The sequence below is a fragment of the Corallococcus sp. M7 genome (assembly GCF_054512695.1).
On record NZ_CM137252.1, the window covers coordinates 205,509 to 220,704 of the forward strand.

The 15,196-nt window shown below is 69.5% G+C and carries 19 protein-coding genes; 10 read left to right on the plus strand and 9 right to left on the minus strand.

From position 1 onward, the window contains the following. Nucleotides 1–65: 65 nt before the first annotated feature. The gene (locus ACX114_RS00880; RefSeq protein WP_459293738.1) at nt 66–1,037 is read right to left on the minus strand and encodes a PDR/VanB family oxidoreductase; all 972 of its coding nucleotides are present in this window, start codon (nt 1,035–1,037) and stop codon (nt 66–68) included. A 306-nt stretch (nt 1,038–1,343) separates the two neighbouring features. Between ACX114_RS00880 and ACX114_RS00885 the strand changes: the two genes are divergently transcribed. The 5 genes from ACX114_RS00885 to ACX114_RS00905 all read left to right on the plus strand — a co-directional run bounded on the left by ACX114_RS00885 (nt 1,344) and on the right by ACX114_RS00905 (nt 5,167). Beyond that, entirely contained in the window at nt 1,344–1,988 is a 645-nt protein-coding gene (locus ACX114_RS00885) for a hemerythrin domain-containing protein (protein WP_459293740.1), read from the plus strand. Between the two features lie 126 nt (nt 1,989–2,114). Further along, a complete protein-coding gene (locus ACX114_RS00890; protein WP_459293742.1) occupies nt 2,115–2,864 on the plus strand; it encodes an SIMPL domain-containing protein in 750 nt (249 codons plus the stop codon). Nucleotides 2,865–2,909: 45 nt separating this feature from the next. Further along, nucleotides 2,910–4,118, plus strand: coding sequence for a Tox-REase-5 domain-containing protein (locus ACX114_RS00895; RefSeq protein ID WP_459293744.1), 1,209 nt, complete (start codon nt 2,910–2,912; stop codon nt 4,116–4,118). After that, entirely contained in the window at nt 4,019–4,408 is a 390-nt protein-coding gene (locus ACX114_RS00900) for a Tox-REase-5 domain-containing protein (protein WP_459293746.1), read from the plus strand. Before ACX114_RS00895 ends, ACX114_RS00900 begins: the two co-directional genes overlap by 100 nt. Before the next feature lie 12 nt (nt 4,409–4,420). Continuing rightward, nucleotides 4,421–5,167: an immunity 52 family protein gene (locus ACX114_RS00905; protein ID WP_459293748.1), complete on the plus strand. Its 747-nt coding sequence runs from the start codon at nt 4,421–4,423 to the stop codon at nt 5,165–5,167. A 26-nt stretch (nt 5,168–5,193) separates the two neighbouring features. On the opposite strand, the gene ACX114_RS00910 is transcribed toward ACX114_RS00905, so the two are convergent. From ACX114_RS00910 to ACX114_RS00935, 6 genes are all read right to left on the minus strand, one after another. Continuing rightward, on the minus strand, nt 5,194–6,090 hold the full coding sequence (locus tag ACX114_RS00910; RefSeq protein ID WP_459293750.1) for an alpha/beta hydrolase-fold protein: 897 nt from the start codon (nt 6,088–6,090) through the stop codon (nt 5,194–5,196). Then, nucleotides 6,087–7,181 carry an FtsW/RodA/SpoVE family cell cycle protein gene (locus ACX114_RS00915; protein WP_459293752.1) on the minus strand — a complete coding sequence of 365 codons (1,095 nt, stop codon included), beginning with the start codon at nt 7,179–7,181 and terminating at the stop codon, nt 6,087–6,089. The genes ACX114_RS00910 and ACX114_RS00915 overlap by 4 nt, the downstream gene beginning before the upstream one ends. A gap of 20 nt (nt 7,182–7,201) precedes the next feature. After that, complete coding sequence (locus ACX114_RS00920; protein ID WP_459293754.1) at nt 7,202–7,513, minus strand: PadR family transcriptional regulator; 312 nt, start codon at nt 7,511–7,513, stop codon at nt 7,202–7,204. Between the two features lie 98 nt (nt 7,514–7,611). Then, nucleotides 7,612–8,223 carry a cysteine hydrolase family protein gene (locus tag ACX114_RS00925; RefSeq protein WP_459293756.1) on the minus strand — a complete coding sequence of 204 codons (612 nt, stop codon included), beginning with the start codon at nt 8,221–8,223 and terminating at the stop codon, nt 7,612–7,614. Nucleotides 8,224–8,277: 54 nt separating this feature from the next. Further along, on the minus strand, nt 8,278–8,916 hold the full coding sequence (locus ACX114_RS00930; protein WP_459293758.1) for an SCO family protein: 639 nt from the start codon (nt 8,914–8,916) through the stop codon (nt 8,278–8,280). Beyond that, nucleotides 8,913–9,449, minus strand: coding sequence for a hypothetical protein (locus ACX114_RS00935; protein WP_459293760.1), 537 nt, complete (start codon nt 9,447–9,449; stop codon nt 8,913–8,915). Before ACX114_RS00935 ends, ACX114_RS00930 begins: the two co-directional genes overlap by 4 nt. A 90-nt stretch (nt 9,450–9,539) precedes the next feature. Between ACX114_RS00935 and ACX114_RS00940 the strand changes: the two genes are divergently transcribed. The 3 genes from ACX114_RS00940 to ACX114_RS00950 all read left to right on the plus strand — a co-directional run bounded on the left by ACX114_RS00940 (nt 9,540) and on the right by ACX114_RS00950 (nt 11,919). Next, nucleotides 9,540–9,959 carry a FixH family protein gene (locus tag ACX114_RS00940; RefSeq protein WP_459293762.1) on the plus strand — a complete coding sequence of 140 codons (420 nt, stop codon included), beginning with the start codon at nt 9,540–9,542 and terminating at the stop codon, nt 9,957–9,959. Between the two features lie 95 nt (nt 9,960–10,054). Beyond that, nucleotides 10,055–11,452 (plus strand): DUF2380 domain-containing protein, encoded by a 1,398-nt coding sequence (locus ACX114_RS00945; protein WP_459293764.1) that lies wholly within the window; start codon nt 10,055–10,057, stop codon nt 11,450–11,452. Then, nucleotides 11,449–11,919: an NUDIX hydrolase gene (locus ACX114_RS00950; protein WP_459293766.1), complete on the plus strand. Its 471-nt coding sequence runs from the start codon at nt 11,449–11,451 to the stop codon at nt 11,917–11,919. Before ACX114_RS00945 ends, ACX114_RS00950 begins: the two co-directional genes overlap by 4 nt. A 15-nt stretch (nt 11,920–11,934) precedes the next feature. Here the strand turns inward: ACX114_RS00950 and ACX114_RS00955 are convergent, their stop codons facing one another. Beyond that, entirely contained in the window at nt 11,935–12,375 is a 441-nt protein-coding gene (locus ACX114_RS00955) for a hypothetical protein (RefSeq protein ID WP_459293768.1), read from the minus strand. Between the two features lie 149 nt (nt 12,376–12,524). Between ACX114_RS00955 and ACX114_RS00960 the strand changes: the two genes are divergently transcribed. Then, nucleotides 12,525–13,346: a DODA-type extradiol aromatic ring-opening family dioxygenase gene (locus ACX114_RS00960; RefSeq protein WP_459293770.1), complete on the plus strand. Its 822-nt coding sequence runs from the start codon at nt 12,525–12,527 to the stop codon at nt 13,344–13,346. 2 nt (nt 13,347–13,348) lie between these two features. Here ACX114_RS00960 and ACX114_RS00965 read toward each other — a convergent pair whose 3' ends face one another. Beyond that, nucleotides 13,349–14,065, minus strand: coding sequence for a type 1 glutamine amidotransferase domain-containing protein (locus tag ACX114_RS00965; RefSeq protein ID WP_459293772.1), 717 nt, complete (start codon nt 14,063–14,065; stop codon nt 13,349–13,351). 103 nt (nt 14,066–14,168) lie between these two features. On the opposite strand from ACX114_RS00965, the gene ACX114_RS00970 reads away from it, so the two are divergent. Then, nucleotides 14,169–15,074 carry a LysR family transcriptional regulator gene (locus ACX114_RS00970; protein ID WP_459293774.1) on the plus strand — a complete coding sequence of 302 codons (906 nt, stop codon included), beginning with the start codon at nt 14,169–14,171 and terminating at the stop codon, nt 15,072–15,074. Nucleotides 15,075–15,196: the final 122 nt, after the last annotated feature.

Consider the following 15,196-nt stretch of genomic DNA (forward strand, 5'->3'; position numbering starts at 1 on the left):
GGGCGCGAGCATAGGCGGCCCGCCGCGCACAGGCGCGCTTCAAAACGCCGTGCCCGGGGGTGTCACTACAGATCCAGCACCAGCCGCTTGGACCGGGCGCGTGACACGCAGACCAGCATCCGCTCATTTCCCGCGGGCTCTTGCTGGAAGAACGTGTCACGGTGCTCCGGAGTTCCCTCGCAGACGCGGGTGACGCAGGTTCCGCAGGAGCCTGCCTCGCAGTCGCTCTCCACCTTCACGCCGTGGGTGCGAAGCACGTTGAGCACGCTCTTGCCGGCCGGCACGCGCAGCACCTGGCCGGTGCTCTTGAGCGACACCTCGAAGTCCTCCTCCGGGGTCGCGTGGGTGGCGGACGTGCCCTCCGCGGTGAATGCCTCGAAGTGCACCTTCTCCCAGGGCCACTTGTGCAGGGTGGCCGCCTCGCGCACGGCCTTCATCAGGCCCGCCGGGCCGCAGCAGTACAGCCGGGTGCCCGGGCCGCGCGTGGCCAGCAGCGCCCGCACGTCCAGCCCCTTCGTGGGGTCGCCCCCGTCGTGGTGGATGTGCACGCGGCCCGCGAAGGACGGCGTGGACAGCAGCTCCCGGAAGGCGGTGCGGTCCGCGTCGCGCGCGCAGTAGTGCAGCACCCACTCCGCGCCGGTGCGCTCCAAGAGGCGCGCCATGGCCAGCAGCGGCGTGATGCCGATGCCGCCCGCGATGAGCACGTAGCTGCGCCCGTACAGGAGGGGGAAGTCGTTGACGGGCTCGCTCACGGTGAGCACGTCGCCCTCGTGGACGTTCTCGTGCATCGCCTTGGAGCCGCCGCGGCCGTTGGCGTCGCGCTGCACGGCGATGACGTAGCGGTGCGTCTCGCTCGGGTCGTTGCAGAGCGAGTACTGGCGCATGCCGTCGAGGCCCGGCACCTGCACGTCCAGGTGGGCGCCGGCTTCGAACTCGGGCAGGGCGCCGCCGTCCTGGGAGACCAGCTCGTAGGACTGGATGCCTTCGGCTTCACGGGTGATGCGCGCCACCCGGAGGCGCAGCGTGTTCGTCGTCACGGTATTGCCCCTGTTCCCTTGCCCGCCGCCCGCGCGAGACCGATCTGGCCGCGCACGGTGTGCACTCCCGGGCCACCCGGGGAGTGGGGCCGGGTGCGGTTTTTCCGACCGGTTCTGGACAGAAGGGGCCCTCCGCCCGGCTGCCCTCCGTCCTGACGCGGAGGCCAGGGCGGCGGGGGTGGGCACGGCCGGGAATCCATCCCCACCCTTCACCCCGTGCCGCGCTGCGCCAGGGCCCTCCTGGGCCCGAGCGGCTTCGCGATGGGGGAGGCGCGGCCCCCCGATTCGATGGAAGGGAGACGGCCCATGGATGCCATCACGTTGCTGAAGGCGGACCACAAGACGGTGGAGCAGCTGTTCCGCAAGTTCGAGAAGGCGGGGGACCACGCGCTGGCGCACAAGCGCAAGCTGGTGGACGAGATGGTGCGCGAGCTGTCCATCCACGCCGCCATCGAGGAGCAGGTCTTCTACCCCGCCGTGCGCGCGCGTTCGGAGGACCTGTCCCCGGACGTGCTGCGCGCGCTGGAGGAGCACCACGTGGTGAAGTGGGTGCTGTCGGAGCTGGACACGCTGCCGCCGGAGTCCGAGCGCTTCGACGCGAAGGTGCACGTGCTGATGGAGAACGTGCGCGCGCACGTCACGGAGGAGGAGCAGTACCTCTTCCCTGAGGTGAAGAAGGCCTTCAAGCCGCAGGAGCTGCGGCAGGTGGGCGAGGCGCTGGAGCTGGCGAAGAAGGGCGCGCCCACGCACCCGCACCCGGCCGCGCCGGACACGCCGCCGGGCAACCTGCTGACGGGCGCGGTGGCGGCGGTGATGGACATGGGCCGGGACGCGCTGCGCACGGCGCGCCGCAAGGCCGTCACGCAGGTGCGCAAGTCCGCGCCGCGCCCCCTGCGCAAGCCGTTGGAGTCCATGATGTCGCTGGACCAGACGGGTGAGTCGCTGCACTGAGCGAGCGTCCGGCGCCGGACGCCTCGGGCCCGGTGAATGTCCGCCGGGGCTGGGGCGTCCGAAGGGGCATGAGAGGCTTTCGCGCCAGGAAGCGCGAAGGTTCTCCCGCCTTGGGAAGGAGGCGCCATGTCCGCTGTTCGCAGGATGTTGACGACGCTGGTGGTGCTCGCGGGGTTCACGGCCGCGGCGCAGACGCAGGGCCCGGCCGGTTCACCGCAGCCCCGGCCGCCGGTGGATCCGCAGGTGCGCACGCTGCGCGTGGAGGGCACGGGCGAGGTGAAGGCGCAGCCCGACGAGGCCTTCATCGACGTGGCGGTGGAGACGTCCGCCCAGAACGCGAAGGCGGCGGGCGAGGAGAACGCGAAGCGGATGGAGAAGGTGCTCGCGGCGCTCACCGGTGCGGGCATCCAGAAGCGCGATTTGCAGACGCGCAACTACAACGTCTATCCGGAGTACACGCCGTCGCCGCCGCAGGGCGGTGAGCCGAAGCTCAAGGGCTACCGGGTGAGCAACCTGGTGAGCGTCCACGTGACGGACCTCTCCAAGGTGGGGAGCCTGTTGGACAAGGCGCTGGCGGCGGGGGCGAACCGGGTGGACTCGGTGCGCTTCGGGCTGAGCCGCCAGGACGCGGTGCAGGGCGAAGCGCTGCGGCAGGCGGTGGCGCGAGCGCGCAAGTCCGCGGAGGTGCTGGCCGCGTCGCTGAACGTGAAGCTGGGAGCAGTGCTGGACGCGAGCACGGTGACGGAAGCCCCGCGCCTGTACCCGGCCACCTTCGCCATGGACATGGCGGAGTCGCGAGCCGCGCCCACCACGCCCATCCAGCCGGAGGAGCAGACGGTGCAGGCGAAGGTGACGCTCATCTTCGCCATCCAGTAGGCCATGCGAGACACTCCAAGCCGCGTCCGGGCTTGGAGTGTCTCCATGCGTACAGGTGTCCTGGTGTGTTGCGCGGTCCTGCTCTTCACGGGCTGCGCGCCGGCTGTCTCCAGCAGGACCCTGCGCTATTCGCCTCGGGACTCCGCGAGGGCGCGAGCTCCCGGAACGAATGCCGGCCGCGCCATCGCGAGCTCCGGCGTGCGCACGGATGCCTGGGAGCAACTGCTGACGGACGCGGGATTGGACGCACGGGACGAGCAGCCCCTCTGGGGAAGCACGCTCACACCCACGCAAGCCGTGCGGCTGCTGGACGTCCTCTTGCGCAAGCCTGTCACGCTGGATTCGCTGCCGCCCCGCATGGTGGCGGGCTTCCTGCTGCGAGAGGTGCTGGAGCGAGGCGAGACTTCGCGCGAGGAGTTGCTGCACCGGGTGGAGCGCTTCTCCCGGGAGCAGGTCGCGGTGTTGCGGCCGGATGGTTACCTCGCCTGGGCACTCACCGGCCGCACCCAGCAGAAGGTGGCACCCGTCGAGTGGAGGGACGGAGCCTTCCGCGCGCACGGCTTCGAATTGGGGCGCTTCTACAGCGGCAGGGGCGGTGTCTTCCGCGCCATGGATGCGCGGCTCCAGGTCTCGGATGGGCGTCCCCTGGCCGAGGTGTACGACGACGCGGACGTCATCGGCCGCACCCTGGATGGAGCCGAGGATGCCTTCGTGGAGCTGTACCACGCGCTGGGACAGGTGCTCACGCGGCCCGCGGACAGCATCGCGGGACTGAGGCATCTGCCAGCGGGCGTGGCGGCCCTCATCACGTCATCGCCCGCGTACTGGGAGCGCTTCCAGTCCATGACGCGTGGCGAGCAGATCCGCGAAGTGTCCCGGCTGACGACGGGGATGCTCGTCACCTGGGGAGCGGCCTCGGCCACGACGCGGACGCTGAAGGGGATGGCCGTGGGCGCGGAAGCCACGGTGCCGGTGCTCTCGCTGTCGGCGGAGGGCGCGCTGGCGCTGGAGCGCGTCTCGGTGCCAGCAGGGCGCGCGGCGGCGGTCCTCAGCGGAGGGCCTGGGGCGGCCATCATCCTCCAGCGGGCGAGCACGACTGGCAGTAGCGCGGCTCCGTCCAAGGGCCCCGGGCAGTGGGGACCGCGAAGGAGTCGATGTCCACGCGTGCCCGGCGCTACCAGGAGCAGATCACCGGGCACACGGCGGATGAGGCGTACTGGGTCGGAGGCACGAGTCCGAAGGATGGTGGCGTGAAGTTCGACGGCTTCAAGGACGACCTGCTGCTGGAGGCCAAGGGCCCCGGCTACGCTGAATTCTTCGAGGACAACCTCGACCCCAAGAGCTGGTTTGAAGCGTCAGGCAAGCTCCAAGACCTCGTGGATCAAGCCGAGCGGCAACGCCGCGTCGTCCAGGGCATGGGCATCCGCATCGAATGGCACATCGCCGAGAAACATGCAGCCGATGCGATGCGGAAGCTGCTTGAGACCAGGGGCTTCACGGAGATTACCGTCATCCATACCGCGGCCCGCTCCCTGGTACGCTGATCCGTGCGCGTCATGACTACCCAGCCCACAGCTGCGCTCCATCCTGACTCCTTCTTCGCGGGTGCCTACTGGGGGCCCCGGAAGGAGTCTCCCGAGGAGTGTGCCCGTCGAGCGGCGGCATTCCTCGACTTGCTGGCCGCGTGTGACCCCCTGCTGGCGCACTGGAACAAGATCCCCAAGCCTCGCGGCAAGGGACGCAAAACCCCACTCATGCCGCCCTCGCTCCCTGCTTTGACGGAAGCATTCCGGCGCGGTGTGAATCGGGAGCCCGGTGGGCCTCCCATCGAGGATCTGGGCTTCCGCGTCGGGGCATACAACGACGGCACCGGCCCGGACTTCGCCTCCGTCAATATGAAGTGCGGAAGTGACGCAGCGTTCCGCGTTGCCAATTCGTGCGTCCTGTCGCTACCGGCCAAGGGGGCGAACGCGGAGCGAATATTCACGGCCTCCGTGTTGATCCAGGTGGTGCGCGCCATGGCACTGACCTGGGAACCTGATTGGGCGGTGGCCATGTCTCGTACGCATCAGGAAATGGATGACGAGGACGGCAAGGCTGATATGTGGCTCGGCTGGGTGACGTACCTCCCCAGTCACCGGGGCACGGTGCCTCCGCTTCCCGCTCCGGTGCGCATCGAGCCCGTGGAGGACAGGGGCACCCTGATCATCCTCACCCCCGAGCGCTTCACCGTGGCCAACCCCGAGCACATCGCGCTGGCGCGACGTGTGCGCGAACTGTTGGCCCGAGCAGGGCTCCTGTAATCCGCGTCACCCCACGGTCCCGGCTGTCATTTCACGAGGAAGTCGGCCAGCGAAGCCACGTCTGATGCGCAGTGGCCGCCATAGAGCGGGTGCCACTCGGTCCTGACGCCACGCTGACGGGCAAGGTGGGCGAGGCGCTCGGTGCCTTCGTAGTTGCCGTAGGCATCGTAGAGGCCGCAGGAGAGATAGAGCTCCGGATGGTCCGGCCCCGCCTGCGCGACCAGGTGCAGGGGCGAGACGCGGCGCCATTCAGCTTCGTCGGCCACGTACTTGCGCGCCATCAACCAGACCCCGAACACGATCTTGGGATCGGCTCCGGTGCGCTCCATCGAGGCGTTGATTGTGTCGAAGGAGGAGAACGGAGTGTCGGTGTAGACGCCCGGGCAGAGCGCCGCGACCTTCGCGAACTGCTCCGGATGGGAGAGGCCCGCGACCAGGACATTGAGCCCACCCATCGATTCCCCCAGCAGCATCCGCCGCCGGGGACGCCCGGCCTTCGCTTCGATCGCGGGCAGGCGTGCCATGAAATCATCGAGCAGTCCGCTGTCCTCCTGCTTGCCCTTCGGCGTCAGGATCCAGGTCGGTCCATAGGAGATCGTGACGACCGTGGGAGGGAGGACTCCAGCGGCTCGCCACTGCGCCTGCACCATGCCGGTGAAGTAGGTGTCGTCGTTCCAGATCGTCTCGTCGAGATTGCGCCCGTGGTGGTGATAGACGATGTCGCCGTTGGTGCCGCTAGCGGCCTTGTTGATGCAGTAACGCAGGGGGCCCTGCGCGTCGCACTGCTGACTCGCGGGCGTGAACGAAGCCCGCTGGTCGCCGCGGCTGCGCGTGAGCCGCGTCCACGTGAACCAGAGCCCGAGTGCAAGCAGTACCACCGGCAGCAGGTATCGAACCCGCCGTCCTGGACGAGGCAGGGTCATGGCCGGGCGAGCGCGATCCTGGAGTGGAGGTCGTGCGAATCCAGCGGCGCGTCGGGCGGGGCGGTCACCAGGCCGGCCCGCGATTTCACCGGCCTCGGCAGGGTCGCGAGGCTCAGGACATAGCCGAGGATCGCGCTGCCGCCGTAGCCCACGACCGGCGTCGGATGATGGCCAAACGCGGCGGCCAGGGTCGCCGTAAGCCACGCAGCCCCGAATGCGAGGGAGGTCGCGCGGCTGTCCTCGTCACCGGACGCACCGATGAGCACGGGGACGAGCAGCATGGCAGAGCCGGCCACGACGGCCAGCCCGGCAAGGGCATGGACCTGGAAGGACGAAATGAGGACCTGGTCGACGAAGGGCGCGGCTGGAAGCGAGTCGGGCCGCAGCAGCGTCACCCCGAACGCCACGAGGCTGGCCGTGAAGGCCAGGGACGCCGGCCGGTCCGCGCGCGTCGCCGCGACGGTCGCCAGCGCCGCTGTCATCATGGCCGCCATCGCGCGATCGGGCTGGAGCGCCAAGGCCAGCGCGGCAACGACCATCCCCATCGCCGCGAGCGGGGTGCGCGTCCGGGAGAATCCGGCAAGCATGAGCGGCAGAAGGACCAGGCTCGGTTGCACGCTCACGCCGCCGAGTCTGGCCCAGCGAGCTGCCCCCTCGACGCGGAGGCCGGCGAATGCGGTGGCGAGCAGGAGGACCGAGAGGCCGAAAATCAGGGCTCCGGACATGCGCTCACCCGCCTCCGGGATGCGGCTGACGAGGGCCAGCAGGATGAGACCGAGGACGAGCGCGCCAGCGTTGATGCCGAGGTAGCTGACAGGCGCGCCGGCAAGCGTCATGTAGACGAGCCCCATCGCGACCGCGCCGGCCGCGCAGAGCGCACCGACGGCACGCGGGCTGTGCAACGCGCCGAAGGGCTGCATCAGGAGCATTCCGAGGGCACGCGGCGCCAATCCACGGACGCTCGCGAGCGCGAACAACAGGGCCTGGGTGTCATCGGGGATCTCCGCTGTCTCGTGGCGGATGGCCAGCCCCCAGTCGCGCAGCTGCGGGGGCAGGATGGATTGCAGGGCGCGGCACAGCAGGTTCGCCACACGGCGTTGGACTCGGACGCTCATGTCGGTACCTCGCGAAGGCCGGAGCGAGCCGCCACCTTGCCCTCTGGCGGGTTTTCGCGCGCGAGCTGGACCCCGGTCCTGGTCAGGCGATAGGCGTGCCTGGGCGGCCGCCCACCCTCCGTCGGCTGCTGCCACTCGGCTTCGAGATAGCCCTGGGCTTCCAGGCGGATCAGCAGCGGATAGAGCGTGCCCGACTTCACGTCCGCGATGCGGCACAGCTCATACCCGTGCGACCAGCCCGTGCCGGCCTCCAGCAGTGCGGCAAGAACGGAGCGGGCGTGGTTCGACAACGCACGGGTGCGTGGCATGCCTATAAATCTACCTATGTAGATTTAAAGTCAAGGCCTCCTGAACGCGGAAGAAAGCGGGCCCGTCCTGTGCGGCGAGCCCGCTGACTTCCGTCACGTCAGCGGACGTTCAGGTTCACGATGGCGTTGGTGCCCATGACGGCGCCAAAGGTGTCCGCGATGGTCACCAGCGCGGACTTGTGCAGCACATCATGGGGAATGGTGCCGCCGCCGGGCGCATCGATCTCCCGGGTGGCCGAGGCGTCTTCCGCCACGATGACGTTGTAGCCGAGGGGAACCGCATCCCGCGCCGCGCCGGACACGCAGGCGTGGGTCATCAGGCCGGAGATGATCAGCGTCTTGATGCGGGAGATTTGAAGCTCGTGATGGAGCTCCGTGCCCTGGAACACGCTGATCTGGTTCTTCTTCACCACCTTGTGGTGGGAGGCCGGCTGGAGCTCCTTGTGGCAGAAGACCGTCGCGCTGTCGTGCGCGAAGACGGGAGCGCCGGACGGGCTCACGTGCCACACGTGGAAGACGGGCAGCTTGTGCCGATCCGCGAAGGCGATGAGCCGCTTGGCGTTGTTCAGCGCGCGCATCCCGTCCGGGATGGGGAGCTTTCCGCTGAAGTACTCCTCCTGGAAGTCGATCACCAGCAGTGCGGTGCTGAAGGGGTCAAGCGAGTCCGGGGCGGATGCGCCGAGGATGGTGCGGATCGTGGGGTGCGACACTCTGTTCTCCGGGTCGGGGATGGACGGCCGCACGAGTCTATATTTCCTGAATTCCTAGTTGTCACTCCGGGCCTGGGCCAGCAGCGCGGCGTCCCGGAGCAGGGCTTCCAGGCCCCCTTCGCCCTCGGTGACCCGGTAGTAGCCGCGGAGCTGTCCCCGCGCGTCCACGAGGACGAAGTGCTCTCCGTGGAAGACGCTGAAGAAGTCGTCCTCGCCCGCGTCGGCGTCGCGGCCCATCATCACCCGGAAGCCCTCCAGGACGGTCGTCTCCACCTGGTCCAGGGGGCCCGTGAGCAGCGTCCAGTTGGACGTGTCGATGCGGTGGTCGCGCGCATAGGCGGTCAGCCGCTCCGGCGTGTCGTGGCGCGGGTCCACGCTGAACGAGGCGAAGCGCACGTCCAATCCCTGCTCCCGGGCCTGTCGCTGGACCCGCAGCATCTTCTCCGTGAGCAGCGGGCACACGGTGGGGCAGCGGGTGAAGAAGAAGTCCGCGACGTAGAGGTGGCCCCGCATGTCGGCGTCGGAGAAGGGACGTCCCGTCTGGGCGGTCAGCTCGAAGCGCGGGAGCGGCCCGTACTGGGGAAGGTTCTCCGCGGCGACACGCGCGCGTTCGCGTTGAATGTGGGGCCACGCGGTGAACAGCAACGCGACGATTCCTGCTCCGGCGAGCACGAAGAGGGATGGGGTCTTCATAGAGGGGGGCAGGAGCGCAGGCAGCGCGCGTCCGTGATGACGCGTTCGGAGGTGGATGGCGCCTGGCTCGAGTCGTAGACGCCCCGGACCTGGAGGCGTGGGTCCACCAGCAACAGGAGGCGTCCGCGGTCCCGCAGCGGCTGCCAATCCGGGTGGAGCACCGTGGAGTCGCGCGACGTCGCGATGACGACCTGGACGGGAACACCGTCGATCTCCAGCCGTTCCTGGACCTGTCGCAGGAAGGGGAGAGGCTCCAACGCGAACTGGAGCAGGGTGAGCTGTCCCTGAAGCTGCTGGGGCTCCAGCGGCTGTCCTCGCGCATCACGAAGGGTGAGCGCGGGCAGCGGGCCATACACCGGGGGCGGTACCTCCAGCTCCCACGAGGCGTTCGAAGGGGGCGCCTCCGACCAGGCGAAGTCCAGCACCAGCACGAGCGCCGCGCAGGCCAGCGCGGACACGGTCAGCCCCGCGGCTCCCAGCACCACGAACACCCACGAACGCGGCTGTGCCGAAGAGGACGAAAGGGCGGACATGACAGCGGCACCCTCTCGCATCCGGACCGCATGCGCGATGCGACACCTTGTCGCAGAACCCAGGCGGGCCTCTTCCGGTACACGGCAGGGATGATGAAGGCACTGCTGATGGGAATGCTGTTGCTGGGCGCGACGCCCTCCGTCGCGCCAGACGCGGGGCAGGTGAGCGCGGCCACCTCCGTGGGGACCGTGGCCAGCGCCTCCGGGCGGCTCCGCGTCGAGGTCCTCTCTTCAACGACACCGCTCCGAAGAGGCGTCCAGACGTTCCAGGTGCGAATCACCGACGCCGCGTCGGGAAAGCCGGTGTCCGGAGTCGTGCTGTCCGTCCATCCCTGGATGCCCGCCATGGGCCACGGCATCTCCGACGTTCCCCGCGTCACCGCGCGAGAGCCAGGGAGCTTCGAGGTCTCCGACACGGACCTCTTCATGCCCGGCGTCTGGGAGCTGCGCTTCACGTTGAAGGGGACGGTCGAGGACTCAGCGACCGTGACCCTCAAGCTGGGACGGTAGGTGGGCCATCCAGAATCATGAAGCACGGCCGGCGAGGCTGAACGTCAGACGCGTATCCTTTGCCACGCTCGCTAGGGCATTCCTGGGAGGCGCGGATGCGAATGACATTGCTGGTGGTTGTCGTGCTGCTGGCCACGGGATGTGCCTCCGCGCCACATTCGCGGGGCTTGCGCTACGCGCCGGGTGGAACGTCCGTCCTCTCCAGGCCGGAGCAACGGCTGCCGCGCCAACAGGGCGCACGTGACAGCGATGCACTGACGCGCGATGCAATCCTCGCGGGCATTGCCGAAGTGAAGGGCTCCCTGGGCCGCGTTGAAGCCGCGCTGTCAAAGCTGGCGGACCGTCCTCAGCCACTCATGGGATGGAGCCTCAGCGGCGTCTTCACCCGCTACCTCGACCATGGCTCCAGTCAGGTGAAGTGGATGAAGGGCGCGCTTGGGAGTGCCACGGTGCTGACGCGCGTGGCTTCGGAGGTGGAGGACTCGAACATGGAGCAGGGGCTCCTGCGCATGACGGGGCCGAAACTCCAGGCGGCCATGTTCGGCAGCCTGCTGCTGGCCACCTGGGTGGACTTCCTCCACCTCGCGGACGCGGTGCTCCGGAACTGTCCAACGTGCAGCGTGGAGAAGCTCTTCGTCGACCTGTATCGCGTGCAGGAGTTGATGGGGCCCGCGCTGACGGAGCTCTCATCTCAGGACCCGGGGCGGGTGGAGGCGGCGGCGGTCGCGATGCCCGAGTTGATGGGGAAGCTGACCCGTGAGTTCGACGCGATTCATCGGGAGGCCCGCGCGAGCATGAAGCTTGGCGGGCAGGTCATCGCGGCGGTGCGGGCGGTGGAGATGGTCGCCATGATTTCCACGCTGAAGGTGTCACTGCCAAGGCTGCCTCCCTCGGCACCCGCGACACTGGGCGTGGGCTTTGTGATGGGCTCGGGCGGAGTCATGACGGGCTCCCGGCTGGTGGTCTCCGCCGAGTGGGTGGAGATGATGCGGAGCCTCGTGAGGGCGGGCGTCATCTCCGTCCCCGCTGTCAGCTCCGCGGTCCTCATCCACGGTGGGCAGGTGCTGATGGCTCAATCGCCCAACGACCTGCCCAAGGGCGTGCGTGAAGCACTGGGGGACAGCCCCGAGGTGCGCGGCATGCATCAGACCGGCAGGGCAGGGGCGGGGATGTCCGATGCCCCGAAGCACCATGTGTTGCCGCAAGAGCACCGTGAATGGTTCGAACGGCACGGCTTCAAGGGCGACATGGACATCGACCAGTTCTGCGTCCGGTTGGAGCAGGCCCACCACGAAGCCATTCACGGCGGTGGCGACTGGCGCTTGGGGCGCACCTGGCCCGGTGAATGGAACCAGATGATCATGGGAGAGTTGCGGAGGGTCGAAGCCAGGACCGGCCGGGCGTTGACGCGCAATGAGGTCCTGGACATCGTCGCGGCGCGGATGCGGGCCTATGAAATCCCGCCGCGGTTCACCAAGGGGAGTAGCCGATGACCGATGGACGCTCATGGCAGGGAAACTGGAAGGCCCGCCTGTATGAGCGCGTCCGGGAGCGCGGTTACGAGTCGCTGACTGCCTTCGCGGAGGCGCGGCCCAGCGCATCCCTGGTGGCGCTGGCCGAGGAACTCGGACCCGATGACGTCGCTGGAGTGCAGGTGTTCAGCGGACTGGTCGCCGAAGCAGAGCGCACCCACCGGGTCACGCGCCTGGTGCGTGGACAGCTCGTACGCGAACTGAGCGAGCATCTCCCGGCCGGCTGGCCGGCCGAACTGGATGACGCGAACCGCTTCAAGGTCGCCCGCGCACTCGCCGGTTGGCACTCCTTTACTCCGGAGACCCACCAGGAGCGCGTGGACCGGGCCGGGGATGTGCTCTTCGCCAGTCCCCCTCCCGCGGGTTGGCGCCCACTCGGGCCGGACGATGAGCTGCTCCGCACGCTCCTGCCCGACGAGGAGGTCTGAACAGGAGCGTGGGGCTCAGGACTTCATTGCCGCGCGCGGCATCAAGCCGCTGAACTCGTAGATGAACGCGCCGTTCTCCGTGACGTCCACGGTGCAGGCGCCCGCGCGGGAGAGCTCCTCGAGCACCTCCTTGGCTTCGGTGAAGGAGAGGTGCGTGCTCGCCGCTACCTCGGCGATGGTGACGCGGCCCCCGTGCTCCTTCGCGCAGGCGAGCACGGCCCGCTCGACGTCGCGGGAGTCCAGCGCGGACCGCACGATGGGCGCATCCCTCAGTTCAGGCGGCAGCTTCGCGCGTCGCGCGGAACGGACGAGCGCCAGGCCTCCGAGGATGAAGACGGCGCCGAGGATGATCCCCGCGATCGTGTGTTCCGCGGTGCCACTGATCAGCTTGTCGATCTCGCTGCCAATGCCAAAGACGCCGAACGCGGTGAGCGCCCAGCCGATGATGCTCTTCATGTCACCCCCATCGCGACGGGACCACGCCTCCGTCCCCCGCGCCGTTTCATAGCAGAAGCCGGCGTGTCTCAAGTGAACGGGATGCTCCACTCCGAGTGTGTTGGCGCGCCAGTCCACCCGTGGAGTTGAATGGCACCGAGAGGCCCCCCATGCCAACCGACACGTCCCATCCCTCCGCGCGCCTGCCCGTCGTCTTCATCCCGCACGGCGGCGGCCCCTGGCCCTTCGTGGACATGGGTTTTCCGAAAGCGGAGGTCCAGGCGCTCGCGACCTACCTTCGCCAGGTGGGCCAGCAGCTCGCGACGCCGCCGAAGGCGCTGCTCGTCATCTCCGCCCACTGGGAGGAGCCCGTGGCCACGGTGATGACGTCCGCCGCGCCCCCCATCCTGTATGACTATTACGGCTTCCCGCCGGAGTCGTACCGCATCCCCTGGCCGGCGCCGGGCAACCCACGGCTCGCCGCGCGCGTGCGCGAGCTGCTCTCCTCGGCGGGCTTCGCCACGTCGGAGGACCCGGCGCGCGGCTACGACCACGGCACCTTCATCCCGCTGAAGCTGACCTACCCGGAGGCGGACATCCCCTGCGTCCAGCTCTCGCTGAAGCAGGGGCTGGACCCCTCGGAGCACCTGGCCATGGGCCGGGCGCTCGCGCCGCTCCGAGACGAGGGCGTGTTCATCATCGGCAGCGGGATGACGTTCCACAACCTGCGCGCCTTCGGAGACCCTCGCGCGCATGAGGTCTCCGCGAAGTTCGACGCGTGGGTCCAGGACGCCGCGACCTCTCCCGCGGCCGAGCGGGACGCGAAGCTCACGCAGTGGACGCAGGCCCCCTACGCGCGGCTCGCCCATCCGCGCGAGGAGCACCTGCTCCCCTTGATGGTCGTCGCCGGTGCCGCCGGTGGGGACCGGGGCACCACCGCCTGGTCCGGGGCCATGATGGGGGCGCGCATCTCCGGCTTCCAGTTCGGCTGACCTCAGCCCTTGGGGGCCGGGGCCTGCTTCTTCTCCGCCAGGACCTTGAGGACCTCCTGCGCGGTGGCGGCGGAGGACGCCGGGTTCTGCCCCGTGACGAGCCGCCCGTCGCGCACCGTGAAGCTCTTCCACAGCGGGCCGGACTCGTAGCGCGCGCCCAGTTCGCGCATCCGGGTCTCCAGCGGGAAGGGGACGATGGCGTCGAACTTCGCCGCCTGCTCCTCCGCGTTGCTGAAGGCCGCCACGCGCTTGCCCGCCACCAGCGGCTTGCCGTCCGGCCCCTTCACGCCCACCAGCGCCGCCGGGCCGTGGCAGACCGCCGCCACCACCGCGCCCCGCGCGTAGCCCGCGGACAGCAACTGGTGCGTCGGCACGTGCCGCGCCAGGTCCCACATCACGCCGTGCCCGCCCACCACGAAGTACGCGTCGTAGGTGTCCTTCACCTGGGCGAGCACCTTCGTGTTCGCCAGCTTCTTCGTCGCCTCGGCGTCCGCGAGGAAGGCGCGTGTGTCCTCCGTCTGCTCCTTCTCGCTGCGCGGATCCACGGGCGCCTTGCCGCCCAGCGGCGACGCGATGTCCACCTGGGCCCCGGCCCGGGTGAACTGCTCATACGGCGCGGCCAGCTCCTCCAACCAGAAGCCCGTCTTCTCCCCGGTGTTCCCGAACTGCGAGTGGCTGGTGACGATGAGCAGCACCTTCACGGCGGTGAGCGCTTCCATGGGACGTCCTCCTTCGAGCCCCTCTCCATGGGGGCGATGGGCGATGAGATACGTCCCGGCGGTCCCCAAGAAAACCGAGAGCCCCTTCACATAAACTGAAGCCATGCTTGGCAATCACGAAGCGCTCTGGACGCTGTGGGAGGTCAGCCGGGCGGGCACGCACGCGGCCGCCGCCACGCGCCTGGGCATCACCGCGTCCGCCGTGGGCCAGCAGCTCAAGGCCCTGGAGCGGCACGTGGGCGTGGCGCTGTTCGAACGGGTGGGGCGCCGGGCCCGGCTCACTCCGGCGGGGGCCGCCCTTGTCGCTCGTCTGGGGGAGCACCTGCCCGCGGTGGACGCGGCGTTGGAGGCGGCCTCCGAGGCCCAGCGCGCCGTGCGCGGCGAGGTGTCCCTGGGCGGTCCCTGGCCCTTCTTCCGGTACTGGCTCCGCCCCCGGCTGCCGGGCCTGCTGGCGCGCCACCCCGAGCTGCGGCTGGACGTGCGCTTCGACGTGCCCAGCCGCGTGTCACGGCTGTTGCTGGACGGCGCGTTGGACCTGGGCCTCGTCGGGCTGTTGCCGGACGCTCCGGGCCTGGAGGTCCGGCCGGTGGCGCAGGAGGAGTTCGTCGCCGTGGGCGCGCCCGCGTACCTGAAGCGCTGGGGGACGCCGCGCGGGGCACGCGACTTCGGTGCGCACCGGTTCATCGCCTTCGACGCGGACCTGGCCATGCTGGCGCCGTGGTGGCGCGCCGCCTTCGGGCCGAAGGAACCCCTGCCCGCGCAGGTGGTGTGCCGCGTCGCGAACCTGGACGAGATGCTGGCCCTGGTGGAGGCGGGCGTGGGGCTGGCGGTGCTGCCCGACTACCTGGTGGCCCCCGCCTTGCGCGAGAAGCGGGTCGTGACGCTCACGCCAGAGCCGGGCCGGCGCTCCGCGCGAAGGCCTCGGGGAACGCTCTATGTCGCGTGGCGCAGGAGCGCGGCACCCACGGCCCGCTTCCTCGCGGTGCGTGACTGGCTCCTGGGCGGATAGGCAGCCAGGCCCCGGACGGAGCGTTCGTGGTTCCCGGCGGGGCAGGGTGTCCCCATCTTTACCGGGGGAGAGCGGGCCCGCGCGCCATGGAGGGGAACTCCGTTGGGATGCGGGCTCCTTCG